At 42.4% G+C, this 23,654-nt stretch carries 29 protein-coding genes; 9 read left to right on the top strand and 20 right to left on the bottom strand.

From position 1 onward, the window contains the following. On the bottom strand, positions 1–353 hold a 353-nt coding region (locus tag FTV25_RS06370; RefSeq protein ID WP_180009795.1), incomplete at its 3' end, for a DUF4372 domain-containing protein. A gap of 134 nt (positions 354–487) precedes the next feature. Then, positions 488–1,504, bottom strand: a complete 1,017-nt coding sequence (gene tsaD / locus FTV25_RS06365) for a tRNA (adenosine(37)-N6)-threonylcarbamoyltransferase complex transferase subunit TsaD (RefSeq protein WP_004782431.1) — start codon at positions 1,502–1,504, stop codon at positions 488–490. Positions 1,505–1,650: 146 nt separating this feature from the next. Here tsaD and rpsU point away from each other — a divergent pair, with 146 nt between their 5' ends. Together rpsU and FTV25_RS06355 are read left to right on the top strand one after the other, a co-directional pair. After that, the gene (gene rpsU / locus FTV25_RS06360) at positions 1,651–1,866 is read left to right on the top strand and encodes a 30S ribosomal protein S21 (protein ID WP_001136722.1); all 216 of its coding nucleotides are present in this window, start codon (positions 1,651–1,653) and stop codon (positions 1,864–1,866) included. A gap of 33 nt (positions 1,867–1,899) precedes the next feature. Then, entirely contained in the window at positions 1,900–2,346 is a 447-nt protein-coding gene (locus FTV25_RS06355; protein WP_004782432.1) for a GatB/YqeY domain-containing protein, read from the top strand. 80 nt (positions 2,347–2,426) lie between these two features. Here the strand turns inward: FTV25_RS06355 and FTV25_RS06350 are convergent, their stop codons facing one another. The 13 genes from FTV25_RS06350 to FTV25_RS06290 form a co-directional block, all read right to left on the bottom strand. Beyond that, entirely contained in the window at positions 2,427–2,786 is a 360-nt protein-coding gene (locus tag FTV25_RS06350) for a hypothetical protein (RefSeq protein WP_180003691.1), read from the bottom strand. Positions 2,787–2,887: 101 nt separating this feature from the next. Next, entirely contained in the window at positions 2,888–4,330 is a 1,443-nt protein-coding gene (locus FTV25_RS06345; RefSeq protein ID WP_171521883.1) for a M48 family metalloprotease, read from the bottom strand. A gap of 85 nt (positions 4,331–4,415) precedes the next feature. Beyond that, complete coding sequence (locus FTV25_RS06340) at positions 4,416–5,396, bottom strand: D-glycerate dehydrogenase (protein WP_004782439.1); 981 nt, start codon at positions 5,394–5,396, stop codon at positions 4,416–4,418. 22 nt (positions 5,397–5,418) lie between these two features. Beyond that, complete coding sequence (locus FTV25_RS06335) at positions 5,419–6,066, bottom strand: hypothetical protein (RefSeq protein WP_180003689.1); 648 nt, start codon at positions 6,064–6,066, stop codon at positions 5,419–5,421. A 209-nt stretch (positions 6,067–6,275) separates the two neighbouring features. Then, on the bottom strand, positions 6,276–8,165 hold the full coding sequence (locus FTV25_RS06330; protein WP_034169988.1) for a M48 family metalloprotease: 1,890 nt from the start codon (positions 8,163–8,165) through the stop codon (positions 6,276–6,278). Between the two features lie 91 nt (positions 8,166–8,256). Further along, the gene (gene purF, locus FTV25_RS06325; protein WP_004782444.1) at positions 8,257–9,792 is read right to left on the bottom strand and encodes an amidophosphoribosyltransferase; all 1,536 of its coding nucleotides are present in this window, start codon (positions 9,790–9,792) and stop codon (positions 8,257–8,259) included. 24 nt (positions 9,793–9,816) lie between these two features. Further along, the gene (locus tag FTV25_RS06320) at positions 9,817–10,398 is read right to left on the bottom strand and encodes a CvpA family protein (RefSeq protein ID WP_005235088.1); all 582 of its coding nucleotides are present in this window, start codon (positions 10,396–10,398) and stop codon (positions 9,817–9,819) included. Between the two features lie 5 nt (positions 10,399–10,403). Then, positions 10,404–11,405: a quinone-dependent dihydroorotate dehydrogenase gene (locus FTV25_RS06315; RefSeq protein ID WP_005235085.1), complete on the bottom strand. Its 1,002-nt coding sequence runs from the start codon at positions 11,403–11,405 to the stop codon at positions 10,404–10,406. Between the two features lie 90 nt (positions 11,406–11,495). After that, positions 11,496–11,975 carry a type II secretion system protein GspM gene (gspM, locus tag FTV25_RS06310; protein ID WP_004782448.1) on the bottom strand — a complete coding sequence of 160 codons (480 nt, stop codon included), beginning with the start codon at positions 11,973–11,975 and terminating at the stop codon, positions 11,496–11,498. Further along, positions 11,975–13,117, bottom strand: coding sequence for a type II secretion system protein GspL (gspL, locus tag FTV25_RS06305; protein ID WP_180003687.1), 1,143 nt, complete (start codon positions 13,115–13,117; stop codon positions 11,975–11,977). Before gspL ends, gspM begins: the two co-directional genes overlap by 1 nt. A gap of 29 nt (positions 13,118–13,146) precedes the next feature. Further along, on the bottom strand, positions 13,147–13,602 hold the full coding sequence (locus tag FTV25_RS06300; RefSeq protein ID WP_159123892.1) for a histidine phosphatase family protein: 456 nt from the start codon (positions 13,600–13,602) through the stop codon (positions 13,147–13,149). Positions 13,603–13,674: 72 nt separating this feature from the next. Further along, a complete protein-coding gene (locus FTV25_RS06295; RefSeq protein WP_034704062.1) occupies positions 13,675–14,748 on the bottom strand; it encodes an NAD(P)H-dependent glycerol-3-phosphate dehydrogenase in 1,074 nt (357 codons plus the stop codon). Positions 14,749–14,781: 33 nt separating this feature from the next. Next, on the bottom strand, positions 14,782–15,360 hold the full coding sequence (locus tag FTV25_RS06290; protein ID WP_180003685.1) for a nitroreductase family protein: 579 nt from the start codon (positions 15,358–15,360) through the stop codon (positions 14,782–14,784). Between the two features lie 265 nt (positions 15,361–15,625). Here FTV25_RS06290 and FTV25_RS06285 point away from each other — a divergent pair, with 265 nt between their 5' ends. Then, on the top strand, positions 15,626–16,003 hold the full coding sequence (locus tag FTV25_RS06285) for a hypothetical protein (RefSeq protein ID WP_180003693.1): 378 nt from the start codon (positions 15,626–15,628) through the stop codon (positions 16,001–16,003). A gap of 60 nt (positions 16,004–16,063) precedes the next feature. Here FTV25_RS06285 and rhlB read toward each other — a convergent pair whose 3' ends face one another. Together rhlB and FTV25_RS06275 are read right to left on the bottom strand one after the other, a co-directional pair. Next, on the bottom strand, positions 16,064–17,215 hold the full coding sequence (gene rhlB, locus FTV25_RS06280; protein ID WP_004782458.1) for an ATP-dependent RNA helicase RhlB: 1,152 nt from the start codon (positions 17,213–17,215) through the stop codon (positions 16,064–16,066). Between the two features lie 96 nt (positions 17,216–17,311). Continuing rightward, on the bottom strand, positions 17,312–17,527 hold the full coding sequence (locus FTV25_RS06275; RefSeq protein ID WP_004782461.1) for a cold-shock protein: 216 nt from the start codon (positions 17,525–17,527) through the stop codon (positions 17,312–17,314). Positions 17,528–17,909: 382 nt separating this feature from the next. Between FTV25_RS06275 and FTV25_RS06270 the strand changes: the two genes are divergently transcribed. From FTV25_RS06270 to FTV25_RS06245, 6 genes are all read left to right on the top strand, one after another. Then, positions 17,910–18,143 (top strand): sulfurtransferase TusA family protein, encoded by a 234-nt coding sequence (locus FTV25_RS06270; RefSeq protein WP_175968201.1) that lies wholly within the window; start codon positions 17,910–17,912, stop codon positions 18,141–18,143. A 141-nt stretch (positions 18,144–18,284) separates the two neighbouring features. Next, entirely contained in the window at positions 18,285–19,154 is an 870-nt protein-coding gene (gene rpoH / locus FTV25_RS06265) for an RNA polymerase sigma factor RpoH (protein WP_004782464.1), read from the top strand. A 137-nt stretch (positions 19,155–19,291) separates the two neighbouring features. After that, on the top strand, positions 19,292–19,657 hold the full coding sequence (locus tag FTV25_RS06260; RefSeq protein WP_180003683.1) for a DUF423 domain-containing protein: 366 nt from the start codon (positions 19,292–19,294) through the stop codon (positions 19,655–19,657). 39 nt (positions 19,658–19,696) lie between these two features. After that, a complete protein-coding gene (gene thiS, locus FTV25_RS06255) occupies positions 19,697–19,894 on the top strand; it encodes a sulfur carrier protein ThiS (RefSeq protein ID WP_005235073.1) in 198 nt (65 codons plus the stop codon). 17 nt (positions 19,895–19,911) lie between these two features. Further along, positions 19,912–20,694, top strand: a complete 783-nt coding sequence (locus FTV25_RS06250; RefSeq protein ID WP_180003681.1) for a thiazole synthase — start codon at positions 19,912–19,914, stop codon at positions 20,692–20,694. A gap of 314 nt (positions 20,695–21,008) precedes the next feature. Beyond that, positions 21,009–21,734, top strand: coding sequence for a hypothetical protein (locus FTV25_RS06245; RefSeq protein ID WP_180003679.1), 726 nt, complete (start codon positions 21,009–21,011; stop codon positions 21,732–21,734). 40 nt (positions 21,735–21,774) lie between these two features. Here the strand turns inward: FTV25_RS06245 and FTV25_RS06240 are convergent, their stop codons facing one another. From FTV25_RS06240 to FTV25_RS06230, 3 genes are all read right to left on the bottom strand, one after another. After that, positions 21,775–22,086, bottom strand: a complete 312-nt coding sequence (locus FTV25_RS06240; protein ID WP_180003677.1) for a putative quinol monooxygenase — start codon at positions 22,084–22,086, stop codon at positions 21,775–21,777. A 15-nt stretch (positions 22,087–22,101) separates the two neighbouring features. After that, positions 22,102–22,683 carry an NAD(P)H-dependent oxidoreductase gene (locus FTV25_RS06235; RefSeq protein ID WP_180003675.1) on the bottom strand — a complete coding sequence of 194 codons (582 nt, stop codon included), beginning with the start codon at positions 22,681–22,683 and terminating at the stop codon, positions 22,102–22,104. Positions 22,684–22,840: 157 nt separating this feature from the next. Further along, positions 22,841–23,452, bottom strand: coding sequence for a glutathione binding-like protein (locus FTV25_RS06230; RefSeq protein ID WP_004782472.1), 612 nt, complete (start codon positions 23,450–23,452; stop codon positions 22,841–22,843). Positions 23,453–23,654: the final 202 nt, after the last annotated feature.

The raw sequence follows: 23,654 nt of genomic DNA, 5'->3' as shown, positions 1-23,654 counted from the left end.
TTAAAGCGAAATTTATGAGCGACTTTTGAGTGTTCATAGTATTTAAGCAACTTGTAAAATAGCTGTTGATACAAGGCAGCAGGCTGCTGCTCATTGATTCGTGCCAGCGTGCTTCGGGGAATAGACTTTGCTCCGAGATGACTTAGCTTTTCCTGTTGGCACTCCAAATTGGATTGAATATCTCTCAGACTTTGCCTACAAGAGAATTGAGACATCAATATGGCAATAAACTGATCCCACCGGGAAGCCGCTCTAAATTTCTGTCCAACATGGTGTACTTTAGCAAGTTGTTCAAAATCCTGTCGCACAACAGGTTTAATTAGCTCATGAAATACGGTATTCTGATGTGACAAAACCTGAATCCTGGTCGTTAAAGTGTTTGTTTGCACTCATATTTTAACTGTTAGGACTCAGGTTTTTTTATTTAAAGCAAACTATGGGACAGCAGTGGGCTTAAGGCCCCTTTTCTTCATCCTGAATCTTTAAATCAAGCTTCTGCCGGATTCGTCAATTCTGTCATTGGCCAACGTGGAGTTGTGGTCACAGCCAAACCATCTTGCTGTCCGGCTTTTAGACGTTGATAACCCGCAAAGGCAATCATCGCACCATTATCGGTACACAGCGCAGGTTCTGCATAGTACACGGTGGCTTTGATTTTCGCCAAGTCTGCTTCCAGGCGTTCACGTAAACGCTTGTTGGCACTTACACCACCAGCAATCACCAGACGTTTTAAGCCAGTCTGTTTCAATGCCTTCACTGATTTTTTAACAAGTGTATCGACAATGGCTTCCTGGAAGCTCGCAGCGATATCTGCATCACGTCTTTCTTCACCGAGTTTCTTCATTTGAACAGAAACTGCAGTTTTTAAACCACTGAATGAAAACTCCAAACCTTGATGCAGCATTGGACGTGGGAAAGCAAAGGCGTTCGGATCGCCCTGCTCAGCTAGTCTGGAAATATTCGGGCCGCCCGGATATGGCAGACCCATCATTTTCGCAACTTTATCAAATGCTTCACCCGCCGCATCATCAATCGATTCACCGAGTAATTCATATTGTCCAATACCATAAGCGGCCATGAGCTGTGAGTGACCACCAGACACCAGTAATGCCACAAATGGAAATTCCGGTGGCGTTTTAGAAAGTAATGGTGCCAGCATATGACCTTCCATATGGTGCACACCAATTGCCGGTTTATTTAAGGCAAAGGCCAAAGTCCGACCAAACAGTGCGCCAGTCATTAACGCGCCCATCAGGCCCGGACCACGGGTATAGGCCACCGCATCAATTTCTGATTTTTTGATGCCACTTTGTTCAAGCAGTTCATTCAGTAAGGGAATGAGTTTACGCACATGGTCGCGCGAAGCCAGTTCTGGTACGACGCCGCCATATTCAGCATGCAGTTTAATCTGGCTGTACAGCACCTGTCCGCGCAAACCCAACTCGCTGTCATACAGCGCAAGTCCTGTTTCATCACACGACGTTTCCAAGCCTAAAACGATCATTAAACTGCCTATAACCTGTATCAAATCTATTGCAGCAACTATTATAGACTTGTGATATGAGATGTAAATGAGTAAAATACTGACCTTCACTTGTGATCGAGGGCAATTCGGCCCTGATCTTATCCATAACTTAATGAGGATTCTTCATGCCACAAGTTAAATTGAAAGAAGGCGAACCAGTAGACGTAGCTATCCGTCGTTTCAAACGTTCATGCGAAAAAGCGGGTGTTCTTGCTGACGTTCGTAAACGTGAATTCTACGAAAAACCAACTCAAGAACGTAAACGTAAAAAAGCTGCTGCGGTTAAACGCTACCAAAAGAAATTGGCGCGTGAATCAGTACGTACTACTCGCCTTTACTAAGATTAATTTGTGATTGACTGCTTGGAATAAATAATGACTACTTTAAAAAACCAGATTACTGACGTATTGAAAGCCACCATGCGTGCCAAAGATATGTCAAAGTTGACGGTCATTCGTAGTCTGCAAGCAGCAATTAAGCAAATCGAAGTCGATGAGCGTAAAGAACTTGACGATGCTCAAGTTCTTGCGGTCATTGAAAAGCAAATTAAACAACGTAAAGAATCGATCAAAGCCTTTGAAGGCGCTGGTCGAGATGATTTAGCTAGTAAGGAACAAGCCGAAGTTGAGGTTCTCTCTCAATTTCTACCAGAAGCTATGACTGAGGAAGAACTTGATTCCCTGATTGCGCAAATAATTGAAGCGCAACAAGCTACTAGCATGAAAGATATGGGTAAGGTGATGAATTCTCTGCGTCCGCTCATAGCCGGGCGCGCCGATCCTGCACAAGTTTCAGCAAAAATTAAAGCAAAACTTGCTTAATTCCCCCATTATATTTCAAATCTAAATCTGCGTTGAACTGCCTCCATTCCGGACAGTTCTCAGCATTTTCTTATTTATTCTTACTGTAAATTACAATCCACATTATAACGTTTCAGCAACTGCATCTCTTTTGAAGATTTTACCTGCAGTATGACATCCTGCTTGCCTACATTTTGATACTGACGATCCAGATAAGCCCGGTTCTGGTCTGCCGCTTTATATAAACGATCCACATAGCGCTGTACAATCGCGCAAAACTGCTGATTCTGCGATGCACTAAAACCCTGCTGCTGTGGATTTAAACCTTTTAAAAACTGGCGTGATTCTTTTTGATAATCAGTATTAATCTGTTCAACGGACTGCACGTATTCTGCCGCACTAGCCGCCAATACATTTCCGCCACACCCCAATATCAATAAACCCAATAATATTTTTTTCATAAAATAATTGAAATAAACAACTTAGCTTTGCCCGGATTGTAGCGTGATTTAGTGAACTTCGGCTATATCTACTGAAACTAAAAATTATTAGAAAAATAGACTTAAATTTTAAACTGTCGCGTTTGCTGCATCTGTTTTAAACGTTGACCTATGGTTGCTGACAGAGACTGATTGCCTTTGCTGATGCGTTGAGCATGTATTAAGGACTTAATCGCAGTTTCTTCATAGCCTGACCAGTACTCCACTTCAGCCCGATAACGCAAGACATTCGCGGCTTTTATCGATGAATCAGGTGCTGCATTCGCTGCCAGTTGCATTAATCTCCAGCCACTAACATCACGGGTATTGCTATTTAAAAAGCGCTGCACAATCGTTCTGGCCTGATCAGGCTGTTTAGCACGAATCAGGGTTTCAGCATATTTATAATTTAAAGCACGGTTTTCCGGCATGATCCGTGCGGCTGAACTAATGCTTTTTAGCGCATTATCCAGCTGATTTTGTCCCAGATAAATATCAGTTTGAAATAACACCTGCAAAGGATGCATGTTATTGTGCTTTTTGGCTTGATCCAGTGCGACTTGTGCCGCCTGAAAGTCTCCCTGCTGAAGCTGATAAGCCGTTAAAGCCAGCTGGCCAGGAAAATCATTACGTTGCACCATTAAGTTGAGCTGTTGTTCAGTGGTCTGACGTGATAGCACCCGCGTATACCATTTAATGATTTCAAAATCCTGATCATTTAAATTACGCTTAACCGCAGGCAACTGATTGGCGCGCAAACGCGCTTCACTCATACGCTCAGTAGTTAAAGGATGCGTCAGCCAGAAATCTGGCATAAAGCTTAAACGGCTAGTGGAACGATGCATCACTTCAAAGAAATCCGCCATACTGTGCGGACTATAGCCGGCAGCATACATATATTGCATCCCGATCCGGTCCGCCTCACGTTCCTGATTACGGCTATAAGTCAATTGCTGATCCAGTAGTGCTGCTTGAGAACCCATCATCACTGCTGCACCTGCATCACCATCTGCCTGTGAAGCGACTAATGCCCCCACCAGAATCCCTGCTAAGGCTAATAACCCTTGTCCTTTAAAGGTTTCTTGCGAACGACTGTAATGACGTTGTGTAACATGTGCAATTTCATGTGCCATCACCCCTGCCACTTCATCCGTATTTCGAGCAGAATTAATCAAACCCGCATTTAGGGCAAATAACCCACCGGGTACTGCAAAAGCATTAATTTGCGGATCATTGATTAGCATTAAACCAATCGGTTGCTGTAATTTGGTCTGACTGAGAATGTGGGAAAATACGGAAAGCAACTGATCTTCAAGCCATGGATTCTGAATCACAGGCATTTGTTTCTGGACTTGACGATAGACCTTTTCGCCGATCATTTGTTCTTTTTGCTGATCGATCAATCCGACGCCCGCACCAATATCCGGTACAGAAAATTGTGCAGCAGGCTGATTAAAATAATTATTATCACTATGTCCTGCCGTTGCACACAGACCTAACCCGCACGCCAATACCAAACGTTTCAATGAAAAATCTCTAAAATTCAGTTTCAACCTGTCTCGAATATAGCATCGAAAAATGAGCATTGATGCAGGAAAATGTTATTTAATATTACTTAGATGAACCAATCACTTGAGGATTCACCACATAGCGTGGCACCCGCCCTTCAAGTACATCAACCAGATTCTGATAAGCCAGCTCAGCCATTTTTCGACGTGTCGCCACTGTGGCCGAACCGACATGGGGCAAGGTAATGACATTATCCAGTTCAAATAATTCTGATTCTTTTAAAGGCTCTTTCTCATAAACATCCAGACCTGCAGCAAAGATTTGGTTGGCTTTTAAAGCTTCGATCAAAGCCTGCTCATCAATCACAGGCCCACGGGAGATATTCACCAGCACCGCATGTGGCTGCATTTGTGCCAGTTGTTCGGCTCCAATCAGAGCTTTTGATTCAGCATTTAAATCCACGGTAACCACCACGAAATCTGAACGCTGCAAAAGCTCATTCAGAGAGCAATACTGTGCACTGAGGCCTTGAGCCAATTCCGGTTTTTCATGGCGATTATGGTACAAGATATTCATATTGAAACCGTAAAATCCACGGCGTGCAACTGCTGCCCCAATATGTCCTAGCCCGATTATCCCCAGCGTTTTTCCGAAAATATCCATACCAAACTGTGCTTCACGTGTCGTGCGGTGCCATTGTCCCTGTTTGGTCCAGTGATCCAGATAAGCCACTTTGCGTGCAGCTGCCATTAACAGCGTAAATCCCAGATCTGCCGTGGTTTCAGTCAAGACATGTGGAGTATTGGTCAGATAGATATTTTTTTCATTCAGATAATCAACTTCATAGTTGTCATACCCTACACTGACACTAGAAATGATTTTAAGTCGGGTTGCTGGTGCCAGATTATCGCGATTGAGCAGTCGGCCTGCCCCAATCATGCCATCGGCATCGCGCACATGTTCCAGCAACTGTTCATGTACATTGCCCAGTTTCGGCTGTAAAGTTACTACATTAAAATTTTGTTCGAGTTTTTTCTGGACATCCTGATCGATCTGGCTAAATACAATCACTTTTTGTTTCATATGTCCCTATTCCACATCAATATTATTCTGAGTTCTCTGGCCTGTTTTGCATAAACTGCCATAAGCGTTTTTTAAGTATGGGCTGATCCAGCATTTCCTGTAAAGATGCCAGTTGAATCATTTTATTATGTGTCACATGCGGAATAGAGCCAAGGGAAATGATATTTTTTTCCAGGCTCATCATGTCCAGAAAACCCTGAATATAAGATTCGACACCCCGACCATCTTGCAGATTCACCCAAGGAAAGGGCCAGTTCAGTTCATAAAATTCACTTTGCAGAACACGCTGGATGTTGGTCCATAAAAGCTGGGTTTGCTCGGTCATTTCTGTGGCATCGATGACAATCGTGCAATGTTCCAAGCTTAAAGCCTGCAAGTTGAATGGCGAAATATGAAGAATTTCCCGCTGTTCCTGAATTGGTGCAACCATTACTGGTACTTTACTTTTAACTTCAGCTTTTGCTTCAACTGTAACAGGCTCAGGCGCAATTAAAGGAGCTTTTGCTACCGGAGCAATCTGAGTCGGTTGTGGCAGGATGATTTCGCTATGCAATTCTGCTGGAACCTGATCACGCCAGATCGAAACCTGATGCTGCTGACATACGTCGCCCTTGGGAATCCAGATATCGATTCCTAATGTTGCCAGTATGTCACGCTGATGCCCAATCATCTTTTCTTCATCACCTATTTCAGGTCGAACATTTTAACGGGATTCGCTTTTCTTTGCCGAACTATTTCCAGCTTTTCACTCTCTATCTTGAGTCATTTTAACTCAGAATAGAAATCAATTTATAAGATTACTTTTTTCTACTGCAAGTTTGTTTATAGATCAGTTCTTGAAAGACTGGACTTAAATACATCTTATTAATTTAAAAAATACTAGATAATCATCAAGCTGTTTTTCTTAAGCATTTGCGAGGTAATTTCATTGGATTCAAAGCCCAAGCGCCAGTACAAAAGCTCCATCACATCCAGCTCATCCTGAGTCATGATCCGGTCGCTCCACAGGCAAACTTCTGCAATTCCTAACATGCTCAAACGATCACGTAATAACAATCCGGCAATATCATTTAAAATCTCGGCCAAATCAATCGGCTCATCTGAGATTTCACTATACAGCTCAAGTTCTCGCGGGCTAAGAATACGATTTAAAATCTTTTCCCGAACCTCCAGCTGATTATCGCTATTAATCTGCTGCACATGCAGCAAGGCATCAATCAGACGTACAATCTGTGGTTTGACCTCATCTAAAGACGTTGGCGTATGCATCGGCAGCAAATTCAGTTCATACTTCACCCGCTCTAGCAATAAGGCATCCAGCAAACCGATTTCACCATCTTCCTGAATAATCCTTGCCAGCTTCATTAAAAACTGCCGTGCCACCGTGGTTGGCATTCCACCAATATTTTTACAGGCTTGCTGGAAAATCGAGATATGTACCCGTCCATCCAGATTTAATAATGAATCAATAATCGCACGACTGACTTCTGCCTCGGTTGGAATAAACTCACGATATTGCCGGATCATCAGAATCGCGACCATCACCTCACGTGAACCGGTCGAAGTTTGCAAAGCACGCTCAATCAGTTCCGGACGCGGCATATTGGCACGTAGTTCAGGATTCAATGGCTTGATGGCATCTTTAATGGCGAAGCTAATTGGGGACAAACGCAATAAAGGTAAAGGCTGTGGGGATTCCCAGACTGCTGTGCTTTCAGGTACAACATCTTCCAGTGAGCGAAACAGACTAAACAAAGGCTGATTTTTTAATTTCTTCAGATTTTCAAGCTGCAGATCTTGAATCAAGGCAGGATTTAATTCATAAATACGCTGATTAATATTTGGATGAATATTCAGCCAGTTCTGTGGACTTAAAGAATTGGCAAAACACATATGCGAAATGGATTCGGCATATTCACTATAGATCTGTGATCCTGAATGATGCACATGAATGCGCAATAAAGTCTGAATATTGGCATCATTCTGAATCAGGCGTCGGGTTTTCTGGTCATTTTTATAGGTACGTCCGCCCAATGAAATATATTTAATAAAACGTGTAATCAAAATACCCAAGCTGCCAATCAACCAGATGACTGCTCCGATTGAGACATAGAAGGTTTCAAACTTGTTTTCGCGAGGTACATCATTTCGATAAAACCCCAACTTCGCAATCTTACTGCCCCACTGGCTAAAAGTGGTCAGACTGCTATATAGAATTTTCAGGCGGGTATTTTCAGCTGTTTCACCAGATAGAATCTTGTTAAATTCATGACTGAGCAAGCCATAAAGTTCAATTTCATCAAGAGTTTGTAATGCACCCCAAGTCAGAATAATAGCAGTATCACGTGGACTAAAACCCGCTGTTAATGCATTGACCCCCACTTCATTCGGCAGGACATACATAGCTGGCGGTTCAATCAGGAACGTATCTGCCAGTTGAGTATTGATCCGTAGTGCAGCACTTTCTTCCGGAATACTTTCCATTTGGTTCAGTCGACGCGCGCCCATTTGCTGGGCTAAAGAATAGCCGCCGGCACGAAACGTATAAAATTCATAGATGACCGAAATAATCATCAAGAACAAAACCAGTGCTACCAGATAAGGACTAAGGACATGCCACCATATCGACTGGCCAGGATCAGCATAGAAAACAAACAGGCCAACCACTGTATTGATAATCAGAACTGTTAATAGTATCGCAATCAGACAAAAGCTGGCTAGCAATAGCATATTCTTGTTTTTGACCAAAGCATATCCTACGCTTTTCAATCTACCACCCTAACTGATCTGGTCTTTCCTTGGGCTCATCATAAAACAAAAAAGCGGGAAATTCCCGCTTTTTCATCATGATTTTAATTGCTTAGACTTCGCGTACACCGGTCAGGTCAACTGATGCTGCATCAATATTCACATCAATAAAATTGTCGCCTTTTTTGGCGCCATCACTGCGTTTTTGCTCTAATTGATCGAGGTATTCAGCATTGATTCCACCTGCGACATACACACCATCAAATACAGAACAGTCAAATTCACGCAAATGAGGAACTTTTTTGGTACGTACTGCATCTTTCAGGTCTTCCAGATCTTGGAAAATCAGACGGTCAGCACCAATGATTTCACGGATTTCTTCTACACTGCGTTCAGAAGCGATCAGTTCAGATTTCGCCGGCATATCAATACCGTATACGTTTGGATATTTCACCATAGGTGCCGCAGAAGCGAAGAATACTTTTTTCGCACCCGCATCACGTGCCATCTGAATAATTTCATTACAAGTCGTACCACGCACAATCGAGTCATCGACTAGTAGAACGTTTTTGCCCTGGAACTCGAGCTCAACCGGGTTCAGTTTTTGACGTACTGATTTTTTCCGCAGTTGCTGACCTGGCATAATGAAGGTACGACCGATATAACGGTTTTTCATGAAACCTTCACGGAATTTCACGCCTAGCATATTGGCTAATTCTAATGCCGAAGTACGCGAAGTATCCGGAATTGGAATCACCACATCGATGTCATGCTCATCGCCCCACTCGCGCAGGATTTTTTGTGCCAGTTTCTCACCCATTTTCAAACGGGCTTTATACACAGAGATCCCATCAATAGTTGCATCTGGACGAGCAAAGTACACATATTCAAAAATACATGGACGATATTCTGGATTCGCTGCACATTGCTGGGTAAAGAAATTACCGTCAGAATCAATGAAAACCGCTTCACCCGGTTCGATATCGCGTTCAACTTTGAAGCCTAGTGCCGTAATCGCTACAGATTCAGAAGCAATGATATATTCCATACCATTTTCTGTTTCGCGCGAACCATAAATTAATGGACGGATACCGTTTGGATCACGGAAGCCTACCAGACCTTGACCAGTAATCATCGCAACAACGGCATATCCACCTTTACAACGCTCATGTACACGCGTTACAGCCTGAAAAATATCTTCAGAGGTAGGTACCAGCTTGCCACGTTTTTGTAATTCGTGCGCCAGTACGTTTAGTAGCACTTCTGAATCTGAATCAGTATTCATGTGACGCAGATCAGTTTTAAACAGGTCATCATGAATTTCTTCAGCATTGGTCAGGTTACCGTTATGCGCCAGCGTAATCCCATAAGGTGAGTTTACGTAGAATGGTTGCGCTTCGGCACTGCTTGAAGTACCCGCCGTTGGGTAACGCACATGACCAATACCATAATTACCCTGTAAAGCACGCATATGACGGGTATGGAATACATCACGGACCATACCGACATCTTTACGCAGGAACAGGCGGCCTTCCTGACAAGTCACAATCCCAGCTGCATCTTGTCCACGATGTTGTAACATCGTTAATGCATCAAACAACATTTGGTTAACAGGTGATTTACCAGCTATACCAACTACTCCACACATAGCAACCTCGCAGACAAGCTAGGATTAATAAAAAGGATTATTCGTTGACGCATCTGAACTCTTGGCCTTGGATGCCGGTTCAGATGAGGAATCTGAAGGTTTCTGTGCCCCTTCAGACTTGATATGTTGCAGGGCGCCATTTGCGGCTTCTTTGGAGAGCTCTGTTGCCCAAGGCGCATATGGCAATAAGACCTGTATAAATTTGGACTGCTTCCAGTGCGGCGAACTTTCCACCCAAGGGCCAATCCCCTGCATGGTAATCAGGACAATCAGCAAACCTTTCAGGCTGCCGAAAACACCCCCCGCAAGACGATTCAGCGGACCAAGTTTCAGGGTTTTTAAAATGCGGTTGAGCAGAAAGGTGACAATCCAGGTGAGTACCACAATCATCAGAACGATAAAGGCAAAGGCTGCAATCTTCTGTACCACTGGATCTGTACTGAGAGCAACCATTGAGGGCGCAAGTAGTGTTGAATATTTCGCCGCAATAATCAAGGCAAAAATCCATCCCACTAAGTTCGCAAAGGCTTTAATAAATCCTTGGCGCAAACCGTTGAGCCCTCCAATGAGCAAGATAATCAGTAGAAAGATATCAATGGCATTCATAGGATTTAAAGCGCGGCTACACAGTCTTTAACCAGTTCCGGCCCAGTATATATGAGGCCACTATAGACTTGTACAAGGCTTGCACCAGCTTTTTTCTTGGCCAGCGCATCCGCACCTGAAAGAATACCACCCACACCAATCAATGGAATTTGTCCCTTTAATTCCTCTGCAAATGCAGCCAGACATGCCGTGCTTTTCTCAAAGACTGGCGCGCCTGATAAACCGCCCGCTTCTTCTGCATGCTCCAGACCTTCCACACCTTCACGTGACAATGTGGTATTGGTCACGATCAGACCATCAATCTTGTATTGCAATAACTGCTTGGCAATAAAGGCAATATCTTCAGCTTCAAGATCCGGTGCAACTTTTAATACCAGAGGAACGTAATGCTGATGTTCCTGAGCCAGTTCCAGCTGACGATTCTTCAGCGTTTCCAGCAATTCAGTCAGTGCATCGCCACTTTGTAAACTGCGCAGGTTCTTGGTATTTGGAGAAGAAATATTAACGGTGATATAGGAAGCATAATTATAGACTTTTTCTAAACAAATAAGGTAATCATCTACTGCTTTTTCTACCGGAGTATCAGCGTTTTTACCGATATTGATTCCCAGTACACCTTTAAATTTTGCAGCTTTAACGTTTTCAATCAGTTTGTCCACACCATCATTATTAAAACCCATACGGTTAATAATCGCTTTGGCTTTCGGAAGACGGAATAAACGTGGATGAGGATTACCAGGTTGCGGGCGTGGAGTAATGGTACCAATTTCAATAAAACCAAAGCCTTGACTGGCCAAGGCATCAATATAGGCACCATTTTTATCTAACCCTGCTGCAAGACCGACCGGATTAGGAAATTCGATTCCCATACAGGTCACAGGTTTCACAGCAACATTTTGACGCATCATGCCCATTTTATGGGATGATTTTAATAGTGATAGTGTCAGCTCATGTGCACGCTCTGGTGCTAAAGAAAACAACAAAGGGCGGGCTAGAGAATACAACATATCTAGAAAAGTCTACTGCTTTTTAAGTCGGCATATTATAGGCATAGGCTGACAAAAAAACCATGCTTTGCAAATCTTTATTTTTACCAGTTATTGCACAGTCGCTGTTAATTTAATCTGCCCTGCTTCATTATTTAGTTCCATTTTCTCGATACTTAGCCCCATTTGTGCCAACTGTGTCAGGAAGTTGGCCAGCACAGAATAATTTTCATGAGACAGCATCAACTGAATTTTTCCATCCATTTGCTGTGATGCGACCGACAGCCCTTGTTGCTGAGCAATACGCTGCACTTTTTCTGCTGCATCTAATTGCAAGTCTCCTGCCGGCTTCATAGTAACAGCATTGCTTTGCATCCAGACCAGCGTATCTTTTAGATCATTTAAACGTTTCTGCTGGGTATCTGCTGCCTGATGCATTGCCCAGAGTGCACTCGCAACAGCGGTCACCAGCACAAAGATTGTGGTAAAGATTACCAGAATGCGTTCACGTGCTGACAAACGATCCAGATAATCGGTCAGTTTTTCAATTTGCAGATCCATGCGGTTCTGTAAGGTTTCAATAGCTTTCATTATTGTATTTTCACCAGTCCTACGGCGCCTGTTCCATTCGCCTGTATATTCCCCAATTCTACTTTAAAGCCCTGCTGCCCCAGTTGCTTGGTCAAAGTATTTAAACTTTCAGATGAATTGGACTGTAACTGCAGACTCAATCCAGACGGATCATAATTGACACGCTGTGCCACAATCTGGTTTTGCATCAACACCGGCCCGACTCGGCTAATGAGCTGCAAAGCCTGAGTATCCGCAGTCTGACTTTGACGAAGCTGGGCTTCAAACTGACTTTTAATATTCTGCTCAGTGACCGGATAATTTTGTCCGAACCAATATTTAAACTGGTCAATCGCCTGCATCGCAGTGGTATTGGCGACTTTTTTATATTGATACCAGCGCACCGCATCATAAGTAAACTGTAGTACTAAAATCCCAAGAAAAACCGCCGCACAGGCTTTCCAGTAACCGGAAACAGTATTATCCGATTTACCCTTTGGCAGGATATTAAATGGATGCTGTTTCGGTTTTTTTAGCATTGGCAACGTATATTGGAACGAGTTTAATTGTTCACGTGTTGCTACCGCTTCTAAACTGCTCATTTGTTCAGAGCTGAGATTGCTGACCTGATATTCCAGATCTTTAGACTGAAAATCCAGATAAAGGCTCAGATCATCCACTGACTGGCCGATATATTCAGCTTCACGTACCAGCAAATGCCCACCAATTTGTGCAATAACGCGCTGCTGCGCATGTTCAGGCACTGGCAAAACCAGAAAGTCTGGCAATAACGCAGCGAGTTTAACAGGAATCAAATTCAGGGCATGCTGCAAAGTTTCAACTGTAGAATTTGCAATCCCCAGAATACTGATCTGGTCAGGCTGCTGAAAATGATGCAGCACTTTCATGGTATCGACAGGCAGTACTACATATTCTTCTAACAGATATTTAATGCCATCATTGCCCATTTTTTTATATTGGCTCTTTGGCAAAGTCTGCTGCAAAATTTGCACATGACGACTTGGAAAAAAGACCGTCGCCTCTACACCATGATAAGCCTGAATATCCTGAATCAGCTGCTCAAGTGTTGCAGCAGTGTTCCAGAACTCCCCCTTTGACCATTGCCAAACCCCATTGGCTTCCGGCATCCATAAATACAACATCGATTGTGTTCTACCGTTTTAATTGGTTTTTATACTGTTGGAATAAAGCTTTTAACTTGTGTTGATAAGCCTGGTGCAATCACGGCCTGATCATAAATACGTGCTTCTGATAAATGAAATGGATGAAAAGACTCAGTCACGAGAATGGAGGCAATATGCGCCACAACATTCATATGACAAACCACCGCAATGGACTCATACGGCAGTTGTGACAACCATTCAACTGCAACTTTGGCATCATCATCAGGCTTGATGGTATTACAGATCACCACGGGTACATCTTTAAAATAGTGCTGTAAATGCGCCAGAGTTTCCTGCGCACGCAATAAAGGACTGACCACAAACACTTCCGGTTTAATGATGTCCTTTAAATACTGCGCTGTCTGTTCCGCCTGTTGATGCCCGCGTTCCGTTAGGGGACGTTTGCTATCATTCCCACTCACTGGTGGCGCGGCTTCGCCATGTCGCACTAAAGTCAGTTGCATCTTATTCCCTATTTATTTTGTCGCTACGGTCATCAGTCAGCATTATAATCATCGCTCTTCCTGTTTTATAGATCAGACTTGATGATGTGGCAAGACAAATTCCACATCACTGCGATGACCATTTTTCATCAAAGATAAAGCGATCGTCAGCGGCGGCGCTCCTTCAAAGATCACTTCATACAAGGCAGTTGTAATCGGCATATAAACATCCAGCTCTTCTGAACGTGCTTTTACCTGCACAATGGTGTTGATCCCTTCCGCAGTTTGACCCAGTTCAGTCGTCGCCTGCTCTAAGGTTTTACCCTTACCTAATGCATAACCAACCTGATAGTTACGACTCAGCGGACTGTTACAAGTGGCAAATAGATCACCTACACCAGAAAGCCCCAAGAAAGTTAGCGGATTTGCACCCAGCTTGACTGCAAATCGGCTCATTTCAGCTAGCGCACGAGTTAGAATCATACTTTTGGTATTTTCACCGACATTATAGGCAGCCGCCATTCCCATCGCGACCGCATAAATATTTTTCAATGCGCCACCCAGTTCTACGCCATGCACATCATCACTGGCAAAGACACGAAATAATGCACTATGGAGTGCCTGTTGCACTGCATAACGTACCAGTTCAGATTCACTGGCAATCACCGTACCTGCCGGCTGACCTGCGACAATTTCTTTGGCCAGGTTTGGACCAGACAGCACACCATAAGGCACTTCCGGTAGTTCTTCACGAATGATGTCACTCATAAAGCTGAAGGTATTGGCTTCGATCCCTTTTGTCAGGGAAATCACCGCTTGAGAGGTTATAAAGGGCTTGATCTGCTGCAACACATCACGGAAAGAATGGCTTGGAATCGCGACTAGAATAATATCGCGATCACGAACAGCCTTCTCCAGATCGGACACAGCAAGCAGATTTTCTTCCAGCTTAAAATCCGGTAGATAGCGTTTATTGATATGTGTTGCATTAATATCTTCAGCTACTTCCGGATCACGAATCCAGATCATGGTATCGCAGCCATTTCGAACCGCGGTATTGGCCATTGCAGTACCAAAACTACCACCGCCTAAAACTGTAATTCTTAAAGCCGTATTCTGGTTGACCACTACCGGTTCAATCAAATCGGTAAAATTTAATTCTGACATCTTGTTTTCTAATATCCTGTGTCTTGAAATGCCTTAGTTTTGATTCCAATAACTTACATAATTCTGGGTCTGGATTTCAGCACGTGGTGCAATCGCTTTTGCCGCCGTACCGATATAGATAATGCCAGAAACCAGATCATCCTTACCAATGCCGAGCGACTGCTTGAAAAATTTTGATTCTACTACTGCGCCACTACGCCACATAGTTGAAAAACCTTGAGCCTGCAAAGACAGCAAGAAGTTTTGAATAGCGGCACCTGAACTCAAAATCTGCTCAAAATGTGGCACTTTCGGATGATCCTGCAAACGGGTTAATGCCAGTACCAGCAAAGGTGCACGAAAAGGATGATTCTTGACCCGTTCAATCTGAGCTGATTCAGTTTGACCCAGATCTATCAGTGCTTGCGATAACAGTTCACCAAATGCTTCACGTTGCGCATCCGGGATGATCACAAAAGTGGTAGGTTTTAACCGGTGATGATCCGGTGCTGTCAAAGCAGCTTTAAATGCCATTTCTAACTGTTCTACATTCGGCGCAGGTGCCAGCAAATGTCCTATTGATTGACGTTGGTGAATATTTTGATGAACGATGTCGACCACAGATTCCGTCATTGCTTTATAGATCTATAACTTAAAAACTACGGTCAAGATTAGCATATTCCACTAGTAATACTCTAGAAACTTGCAAATACCTCTACCTTGAAAATATTTAAGGAAGATTACAATATTTTCTATGGAATCAATAAAAGGTCTCTTTCATTCACTTTTCTCTCATAGAGCAACATCAAAAATTGCCAAACTTATACAACAGCTCCTAATTCTGTGCTTTTTACTGTGTTTCAATATTCCCAGTTCTGTTTTCAAGCGAGATTTTATGATGAAAAAAACAATTGCGATCAGCGGATTAGCAGCTTCAGCTCTACTTTTAACTGCCTGTGCATCTAACCCGACTTCAGTGGCGGTTCAAAAGGAAAATAATCAGTTTGAAGTAACAGGATTAGGTAAAAACCAGTTAACCTCTAAAAATAATGCAGTGAATGCCGCCAGCAAAACCTGTGGCTCCAAAGCAACTGCGATTATTCTGGATGAAAAAACTTCTTATGATGGTGCACTAAAAGGTGTAGTCGATGAACAGACCGGACAAATGATTCAGGCTGCTGCGACTGTATTAGGCAATATTGCCGGCACCAACACCAGATTGAACCAGAATGATGATTATCAGACTGTTTTAACGTTCCGCTGTGAAGCAAAATAAGCTTCAACATGTGCAGTAATAAAAAACCGCTCTTGAAGAGCGGTTTTTTTGCAGTTTAGATTAGCAATAGCCTTCTAAACGGGTCAGCGGTAATTTCTGTCCAATCGCTTTTTCAATCTCTGGCAAATAGAACGCATCATCTTCCGCCAGGAAACTGATACTTACACCACGCGTTCCCGCACGACCAGTACGACCAATACGGTGTACGTAATCATCGGACTGTTCAGGTAAAGTGAAGTTAATCACATGAGATACGCCATCCACATGAATACCACGACCGGCAACGTCTGTCGCAATCATGATGTTATGTTTACCATTTTTGAACTGGTCTAACATTTTTAAGCGTTTGTCTTGGGCAATTTCACCTGACAGCATTACCACCTTATAACCATCACGTTTTAAATGATCATATAGCTTACGTACTTGATCACGACGGTTAGCGAAAATCATGACCTTTTCAATCGGCTCATCACGCAGAATGTCTTGCAGCAACTTATATTTGTCTGCTTTCGCCACCATATACACACGCTGTTCTACGTCGGCATTGGTTTTTTTCTCTGGCTCAATTTCGACAGTGACCGGTTCAAATAACCATTGCTGTGCCAGATTCAAGACATCATAGCTAAAAGTTGCAGAGAACATCAGCGTCTGACGCTGCTCTTTGCGTGGCGAGAAACGCACAATACGTTTTACTGATGGAATAAAACCCATATCCAGTAGACGGTCAGCTTCATCAATCACCAGGAATTCAATCTGGTCTAGCCAGACTTCTTTTTGCTCGACAAAATCAATCAGACGCCCTGGAGTAGCAACCATGATATCCACTGGCGCTTTATCCAATTGAGCTTTCTGCTTGTCAAAATCTACACCACCTAGAAGTGTTACGACACTCAGGTCAGTAAACTTGGTCAGCTCATGCGCGTCGCTTTCGATTTGCAGGGCAAGTTCACGTGTTGGTGCCAGAATCAGTGCACGCGGTTCACCACGATAACGCTGTTCTTTTACCGGATTATTCAGCAAGTCATTAATCACGCTAATCAGGAATGCGGCTGTTTTACCCGTACCCGTTTGTGCACGACCAATAGCATCATGTCCTGCCAAGGTGAATTTTAAAACCTTCTGCTGAATCGGCGTCATGGAAGTAAAGCCTAAAGCATCAATTGCCTTTTTCAGTTGGGGATGTAAATTTAAGGTTTCAAAACCAGATGACATAAAGCGCTGCTCTAATTTGATAATCACTAAGATGGAATAGTATAAACAAAAAACGCCCCAATTTATATTGGGGCGTTTATTAGCTTAATCCGAAGATTAGTCTAATGGTTGAACTTCTTCAGCTTGGAAGCCTTTTTGGCCTTTAACTACACTGAATTCAACACGTTGGCCGTCACGAAGTGAACGGTGGCCTTCGCCTTGAATAGCACGGAAATGAACGAATACGTCATCACCACCGTTGCGTTGAATAAAGCCGAAGCCTTTAGTGTCGTTGAACCATTTAACTACGCCTTGTTCACGAGCAGCTGTCATAAGTTAATCCTCATTGATACTAAAAAAAGGACCACCCGGTGTTGCAAACAGCAGAGCAAACAAGTTTGAAAATATTATTTTTAAGCTTGTAATCATTCTGTAAAACTATTAACAAAATCCCGGTTACATCCATTGTGTATAGGGCGAAAAACAATCAATTTGTTTATCTAAAATCCTAAATACACAACGAGCTTAACATGGGTTTATGACAATTAATAGATATTTTTTAGCTTTGTTCCTTTTGATTTAGTTATTTTTTTCATAATATATATCAGAAAAATTATATATATTATTTCATGTAACTTTTTAGCCAAATAGTTGGGTTTTGGCATCCTATTTGCTAATATTTATAGCCTTTTTTTGCGATATGAATAAAACGGAAATGAGTGATAACCACGGTCAAGCGCATATTATAGATGCCATGGGTAAACCCTGTCCGATGCCGCTCCTGATGTTAAAGCGTGCATTAAAAGCAGATCAGGGCAAAACATTCTTGCTAAAGTCATCAGATCCACATAGTCAAACTGATGTTACACGATATTGCCAAATGCATCAGTTAAAATGCGAATCTCAACAGATTTCTGCAACTGAGTATCACTACCTGATTGAATCTTAAAAATTTTCAATTAAACTGGATGCTCTCCATACTCGTATAAAAGTTTACATTTCTCTACCCAAATATCCATTATTTGAGGAGAGTTTGGATTAAGATAAAACCTAGTTAAGGGTTAAATCCCCCGCACTTCAAGGAGAACACATGAGTGACAGCCGCAATCAATTGATGCCCCTGTCATTATCGGCGCCAGGTGTCAATCTTGGTGCTTATATTAGCACTGTCAATCAAATTCCTATTTTGACGGCCGAACAAGAAAAAGAGTTGGCCGAACGCTATTACTACGACCAGGACCTGGACGCAGCAAAAATGCTGGTCATGTCTCATTTGCGTTTCGTGGTACATATTGCACGTAGTTATGCAGGTTATGGCCTGCCTCAAGGTGACTTGATCCAGGAAGGCAACCTTGGCCTGATGAAAGCCGTTAAGCGTTTTGACCCGAGTATGGGCGTACGTCTGGTGTCATTTGCGGTGCACTGGATCAAAGCTGAAATTCATGAATATGTAATTCGTAACTGGCGTATTGTCAAAATTGCGACCACTAAAGCGCAGCGTAAACTGTTCTTCAATTTACGTAGTCTGAAAAAGTCTTCTAAAAAGTTAACGCTTGAAGAAGCTCAGTCGATTGCCAATGACCTGAATGTAACACCAGAACAGGTGTTGGAAATGGAAGGCCGATTGACGGCTTATGATGCAGCATTTGAAGCATCAGGTGACGATGATGACGAAAATTCAACTCACGTTGCTCCAGCCCTATATCTGGAAGACAACCGTTATGACCCGGCACGTCTGATTGAAAATGAAGACTATGAGGAACAAAGCACCTCTGCCCTGCATGAAGCGATGGAACAGTTAGATGACCGTTCCCGTAATATCTTGCAGCGTCGCTGGCTGGATGATGAAAAATCAACCTTGCATGAACTGGCAGCTGAATATAATGTTTCCGCCGAACGTATCCGTCAGCTTGAAAAGAATGCAATGGAAAAGATTAAAGTAGCAATGTCTTCAAACTGATGTATTGAATTAATAAACTACTAATCTTAAGAAAAAGCCTTCATATATGAAGGCTTTTTTTGTCTTTTAATGCCGTGTTTCAGCCTTAGCTTTTATGCTAAGGTTAAGCGCAAACTTTATTGGGAAGGTCAATTCAAATGTGGATTGCGATTTCAGCACTGAATCTTGCGCTTGCAGTCATGCTCGGCGCATTTGGTGCCCATGGTTTAAAGACTCGAGCGACTGAAGCACAGTTGACCTGGTGGCAAACGGCCACAGATTATTTCTTCTACCATGCTCTTGGCTTACTTATTCTAGCAGTGATCAGCCGAGTAATTCCTAAATTGCCAATCAAATGGAGTTTTCTCCTGATCCAGGCGGGGATTTTCCTGTTCTGTGGCTCACTCTATGTCATGGCACTGGGTCTGCCGCGCGGTTTAGGTGCAATTACGCCAATTGGTGGTGCCTTAATGATTGCTGGCTGGTTAATTCTGGCCTGGAATGCCGTAAAATACCTCAAATAGGTCTGATGCTTTAATCAATAATCATGGAGGGTTGCCAAGATGCTGGTGTATATCAATGGCGAACAACAAGAAACTCAATGCAAGAACCTGCTGGAACTGGTTCAAAGTCTGGCGCTTGAGGGTAAACGCTTTGCAGTTGAGGTCAATGAAATGATTATTTCTAAAAGCAGATTGGGTGAAACGCCCATTTGCGAAGCGGACAAAATAGAAATTATTCACGCAGTCGGTGGCGGCTAATAACACTTGGAACAATTATGCAAGATTTATTACAGATCGGTTCACGCCAATTCCAGTCTCGTCTTTTAGTAGGCACAGGCAAATATAAAGATTTAAATGAAACAGATCAGGCCATTCAGGCCAGTGGTGCAGAAATTGTAACGGTTGCTATTCGCCGGGTAAATATTGGTCAGCATCCAGACCAACCGAACCTGCTTTCAGTGGTTCCGCCAGAAAAATACACCATTTTACCAAATACTGCGGGCTGTTTTGATGCCAATAGCGCAATACGCACCTGTATGCTGGCACGTGAACTGCTGGATGGTCATAACCTGGTAAAACTGGAAGTACTGGGCGATGAAAAGACTCTTTATCCAAATATTACCGAAACTTTGAAAGCAGCGCGTACCCTGATTGATGACGGTTTTGAAATCATGGTCTATACCTCAGATGATCCGATCGTGGCACAAGAACTTGAAAGTATGGGCTGCGTAGCAATCATGCCTTTGGGTAGCCTGATCGGTTCTGGTCTGGGGATTCTGAATCCACACACGATTTCGATTATTAAAGAAAATGCCAAAGTGCCTGTGCTGGTTGATGCGGGTGTCGGTACTGCCAGTGATGCAGCGATTGCCATGGAACTCGGCTGTGACGGCGTACTGATGAATACTGCGATTGCTGCTGCACAAAATCCGGTCTTGATGGCCTCTGCGATGCGTAAGGCAGTTGAAGCGGGTCGTGAAGCATTCCTGGCCGGTCGTATGCCACGCAAACGCATGGCCAATGCCAGCTCACCTGAAACCGGTTATTTCTTTAAATAATAATCGAGGCTAGAGGCCCAAAAAATTATTTAAATCATGTCGATCTGTTCAGGAGTTTCCAGCAAACTCCTGGACTTTTAAATTTAGATACCCAATACCCCGGTCAACTTTGAAAATTAAATATTAAAAGTTCACGTCTTGGTTCGGATTAATTCGAATAGGAACTTCAAATCCATAGTTGAATTTATAAAAAAGCTTTAAAGTTCACCATAAATATCTATCCAATATTCAAAGAGATGACTTAACCTATTTTGCTAAACTTATCACTCAGCTTTGATCATCAATAAAATTATAAATAAAAGGAATTTAAACCGATGCTTTATCAGATCAAACTGCCTTTCCTATTTAGCACCCTGCTGTGTCTAGCATTTACACAAAGTGCTTGTGCGAAACCTCAGACAGGTAGTTCTCCTAAATCAAGCTATCAATCTTTTGTTCCGAAAAACTGGAAAGTTCTAGAAAAAGCACAAGGTGATTTAAATCAGGACGGTCAAGCGGATATTGCCCTGATTATTGAAGATACTAATCCCGAAAACTTTGTTGCAAATGCAGGTGTAGGTAATCATGTTCTGAATACCAACAAACGAAAACTTTTGATTTTATTCAAGCAGGCAAATGGTTATCAGCTTGCAGCTAGCAATACTACTTTGCCAACCGAAGGTGATGTAGAGTCGCCTTGCCTCACTGATCCACTTGGTGAATCCGAAGCCTTAAGCATTCAAAAAGGTGTACTTCGGGTTCATTTACACTACTGGCTAAGCTGTGGTTCATGGTATGTCACCAATTATACTTATACCTTTCGATACCAAGATAATGCTTTTAAGTTTATTGGCTATGATGTAGATGATTTTCACCGTGCCTCGGGTGAGAGTACAGCACGAAGCATTAACTTTTTAACAGGCAAGCTAAAAACTACAACAGATGAAAATGAATTTTCAGAACAGACGCAACTTGCCAAAGTTCAATGGTCCACCTTAAAACACCGCTACGCACTGAAACTTGAACAGGTTCAATTTAATCAGCCACAAGAGTTCGAATAAAATTAAATATTACAAACTCTTTCAAACTGAGAATTACAGCTTAAAGTGCTTCTAAAATCCGAATCTTTACACTCGCAACCGCACCTTGAGTGGCTTTAGCATGTTGCTGCATATTTACACTATGCATGTGAGTTTCCAGATGCTGAATACTTTCCCATTTTTCAAACATCATGATTGAAAAAGGCACTTTGGTCTGTAATCGGCTCTCAATTGCAGGATGATCAATATAGACATCATAAAGATGACAGCCCGGCTCTTGTAATACCTGTGCGCGGATGTTATTAAATGAATCCAGCACTGTTTTCAGATCTTGTTCCGAATGACAGATGATTTCAGCAATAACGGTTAGCATGGTCATATCTCCTGGTTAAGCAAAAATTTGAGTTAAATGTTCACGATACTGTGCGATATACGCTTCAACTTCAGGGGCTTTAATTACATCATTCACAATAAATGTCGGTAAAGCCTGCATCCCCAAGAATTGGTTGGCTTTATGAAAAGGTAAGTAAACGCCATCTACACCCACGCCATGAAAAAACTGCTCGGTATCCGTAAACGCATCCATAGGTGCATTCCAGGTAAGAGATAACATATAGTTTTTATCGTGAATCAGGCCACCTGAGCCATATTTTTTTGAAGCATCTGAACGTGAGCGACCATCATTAGCATACAGGCTGCCATGCCCTTTGGTAAAAACATCATCAATATACTTTTTCACTGGCCACGGCGCACCCATCCACCAGCCTGGCATTTGGTAAATGACCGTATCTGCCCAAAGGTATTTTTCTACTTCTGCTTTTGCATCATATTCATTGTCAGCACGAGTTACCTGAACCTGATGCCCCAGCTTTGTTAATACTTCTTTAGCCAGTTCGGCCAAAGTATCATTTAACTGACCATTTGAGTGGGCAAAAGCTTTTGCGCCATTAATTAATAAAATATTTTTCATGGAAAGAACCTGAAACCAAAAATTTATGCAGGCACTATATAGACTCTGCTTATTGCTAAAAAGCAGTGATTTTGCAAAGCATTATTGACTAAATATCAACAATTACTTTGGAAGCAATAAAAAAAGCGCCTTATGACGCTTTTTCAAAATTTTAGTATTAAGGAATCAAACCTTCATCACGCATTGCAATCTGTACAGACTGACGTTCTGCAACCTTATTACGGATATGAATAATATTTTTATATGGACTCAGATCATGTTCAATCTGGTTCGACCAGTTGGTGAGAACAAACAGGTAAGCATCTGCCGGACCGAAATTATCATCGACCAGATAATCATTGTCCGATTCACCAATCGCCTTATCGATATAACTCAATAAACGGTCAATTTCTGCATATGCTTTTTCTTTGGCTTCATCTGATAATTTTCCAGTGAAGAATACAGCATAAGCATCATGCAGTTCTGAATTGAGATAACCTAACCACTCCAGCACTTTGGCACGTCCCATGCCAGAAGGTGGAATCAGATCTTGTTTTGGATCGTGTTGAGCAAGAAACGGTAAAATTGCAACATTTTCTGTAAGAATTAAACCCGGATTAATTTCTAATGCTGGTACATAACCCTTCGGGTTAATTTCGTAATAATCTGCACCTTTTTCTGTTTTATGGGTTTTTAAGTCAACACGTTCCAAATCAAAATCGACATTAATTTCATTTAAAATAATATGAGCTGCCAAAGAGCACGCGCCTGGCGAATAGTAAAGCTTCATTTCTGATCCTTGTTATACACTTCTCAATGTTTTAAATCGCTTCTGACAAACTTTCAAGTGATCAAACCTGTAAATTGCAAAAAAGCGTAACTGTGATTCAGCACAGTTACATATTCAATATTGAGGAATTTACAGGTTTTTGCAAGTCAATCTTGTGTAGATTTTTATCTGTATCTGTTTAAGATACGCAGGTTCTCAAAAT

The organism is Acinetobacter sp. YH12249 (assembly GCF_013417475.1).
Lineage (GTDB): Bacteria > Pseudomonadota > Gammaproteobacteria > Pseudomonadales > Moraxellaceae > Acinetobacter.
The sequence above is the reverse complement of the archived record's forward strand: the minus strand, read 5'-3'. Positions and strand labels throughout refer to the sequence as shown.

Bases quoted from the DNA above. Each gene is read 5' to 3' on its own strand.
- FTV25_RS06235 (WP_180003675.1), bottom strand. From the start codon at position 22,683: ATGAAAAATATTTTATTAATTAATGGCGCAAAAGCTTTTGCCCACTCA.
- tsaD (WP_004782431.1), bottom strand. From the start codon at position 1,504: ATGATCGTTTTAGGCTTGGAAACGTCGTGTGATGAAACAGGACTTGCG.
- FTV25_RS06250 (WP_180003681.1), top strand. From the start codon at position 19,912: ATGCAAGATTTATTACAGATCGGTTCACGCCAATTCCAGTCTCGTCTT.
- rpoH (WP_004782464.1), top strand. From the start codon at position 18,285: ATGAGTGACAGCCGCAATCAATTGATGCCCCTGTCATTATCGGCGCCA.
- FTV25_RS06295 (WP_034704062.1), bottom strand. From the start codon at position 14,748: ATGTCAGAATTAAATTTTACCGATTTGATTGAACCGGTAGTGGTCAAC.
- FTV25_RS06230 (WP_004782472.1), bottom strand. From the start codon at position 23,452: ATGAAGCTTTACTATTCGCCAGGCGCGTGCTCTTTGGCAGCTCATATT.
- purF (WP_004782444.1), bottom strand. From the start codon at position 9,792: ATGTGTGGAGTAGTTGGTATAGCTGGTAAATCACCTGTTAACCAAATG.
- rpsU (WP_001136722.1), top strand. From the start codon at position 1,651: ATGCCACAAGTTAAATTGAAAGAAGGCGAACCAGTAGACGTAGCTATC.
- FTV25_RS06240 (WP_180003677.1), bottom strand. From the start codon at position 22,086: ATGCTAACCGTTATTGCTGAAATCATCTGTCATTCGGAACAAGATCTG.
- FTV25_RS06315 (WP_005235085.1), bottom strand. From the start codon at position 11,405: ATGTTGTATTCTCTAGCCCGCCCTTTGTTGTTTTCTTTAGCACCAGAG.
- FTV25_RS06260 (WP_180003683.1), top strand. From the start codon at position 19,292: ATGTGGATTGCGATTTCAGCACTGAATCTTGCGCTTGCAGTCATGCTC.
- thiS (WP_005235073.1), top strand. From the start codon at position 19,697: ATGCTGGTGTATATCAATGGCGAACAACAAGAAACTCAATGCAAGAAC.
- FTV25_RS06320 (WP_005235088.1), bottom strand. From the start codon at position 10,398: ATGAATGCCATTGATATCTTTCTACTGATTATCTTGCTCATTGGAGGG.
- gspM (WP_004782448.1), bottom strand. From the start codon at position 11,975: ATGAAAGCTATTGAAACCTTACAGAACCGCATGGATCTGCAAATTGAA.
- rhlB (WP_004782458.1), bottom strand. From the start codon at position 17,215: ATGTCATCTGGTTTTGAAACCTTAAATTTACATCCCCAACTGAAAAAG.
- FTV25_RS06340 (WP_004782439.1), bottom strand. From the start codon at position 5,396: ATGAAACAAAAAGTGATTGTATTTAGCCAGATCGATCAGGATGTCCAG.
- gspL (WP_180003687.1), bottom strand. From the start codon at position 13,117: ATGTTGTATTTATGGATGCCGGAAGCCAATGGGGTTTGGCAATGGTCA.
- FTV25_RS06275 (WP_004782461.1), bottom strand. From the start codon at position 17,527: ATGACAGCTGCTCGTGAACAAGGCGTAGTTAAATGGTTCAACGACACT.
- FTV25_RS06300 (WP_159123892.1), bottom strand. From the start codon at position 13,602: ATGCAACTGACTTTAGTGCGACATGGCGAAGCCGCGCCACCAGTGAGT.
- FTV25_RS06355 (WP_004782432.1), top strand. From the start codon at position 1,900: ATGACTACTTTAAAAAACCAGATTACTGACGTATTGAAAGCCACCATG.
- FTV25_RS06245 (WP_180003679.1), top strand. From the start codon at position 21,009: ATGCTTTATCAGATCAAACTGCCTTTCCTATTTAGCACCCTGCTGTGT.
- FTV25_RS06335 (WP_180003689.1), bottom strand. From the start codon at position 6,066: ATGATTGGGCATCAGCGTGACATACTGGCAACATTAGGAATCGATATC.
- FTV25_RS06290 (WP_180003685.1), bottom strand. From the start codon at position 15,360: ATGACGGAATCTGTGGTCGACATCGTTCATCAAAATATTCACCAACGT.
- FTV25_RS06350 (WP_180003691.1), bottom strand. From the start codon at position 2,786: ATGAAAAAAATATTATTGGGTTTATTGATATTGGGGTGTGGCGGAAAT.
- FTV25_RS06270 (WP_175968201.1), top strand. From the start codon at position 17,910: ATGAGTGATAACCACGGTCAAGCGCATATTATAGATGCCATGGGTAAA.
- FTV25_RS06285 (WP_180003693.1), top strand. From the start codon at position 15,626: ATGAAAAAAACAATTGCGATCAGCGGATTAGCAGCTTCAGCTCTACTT.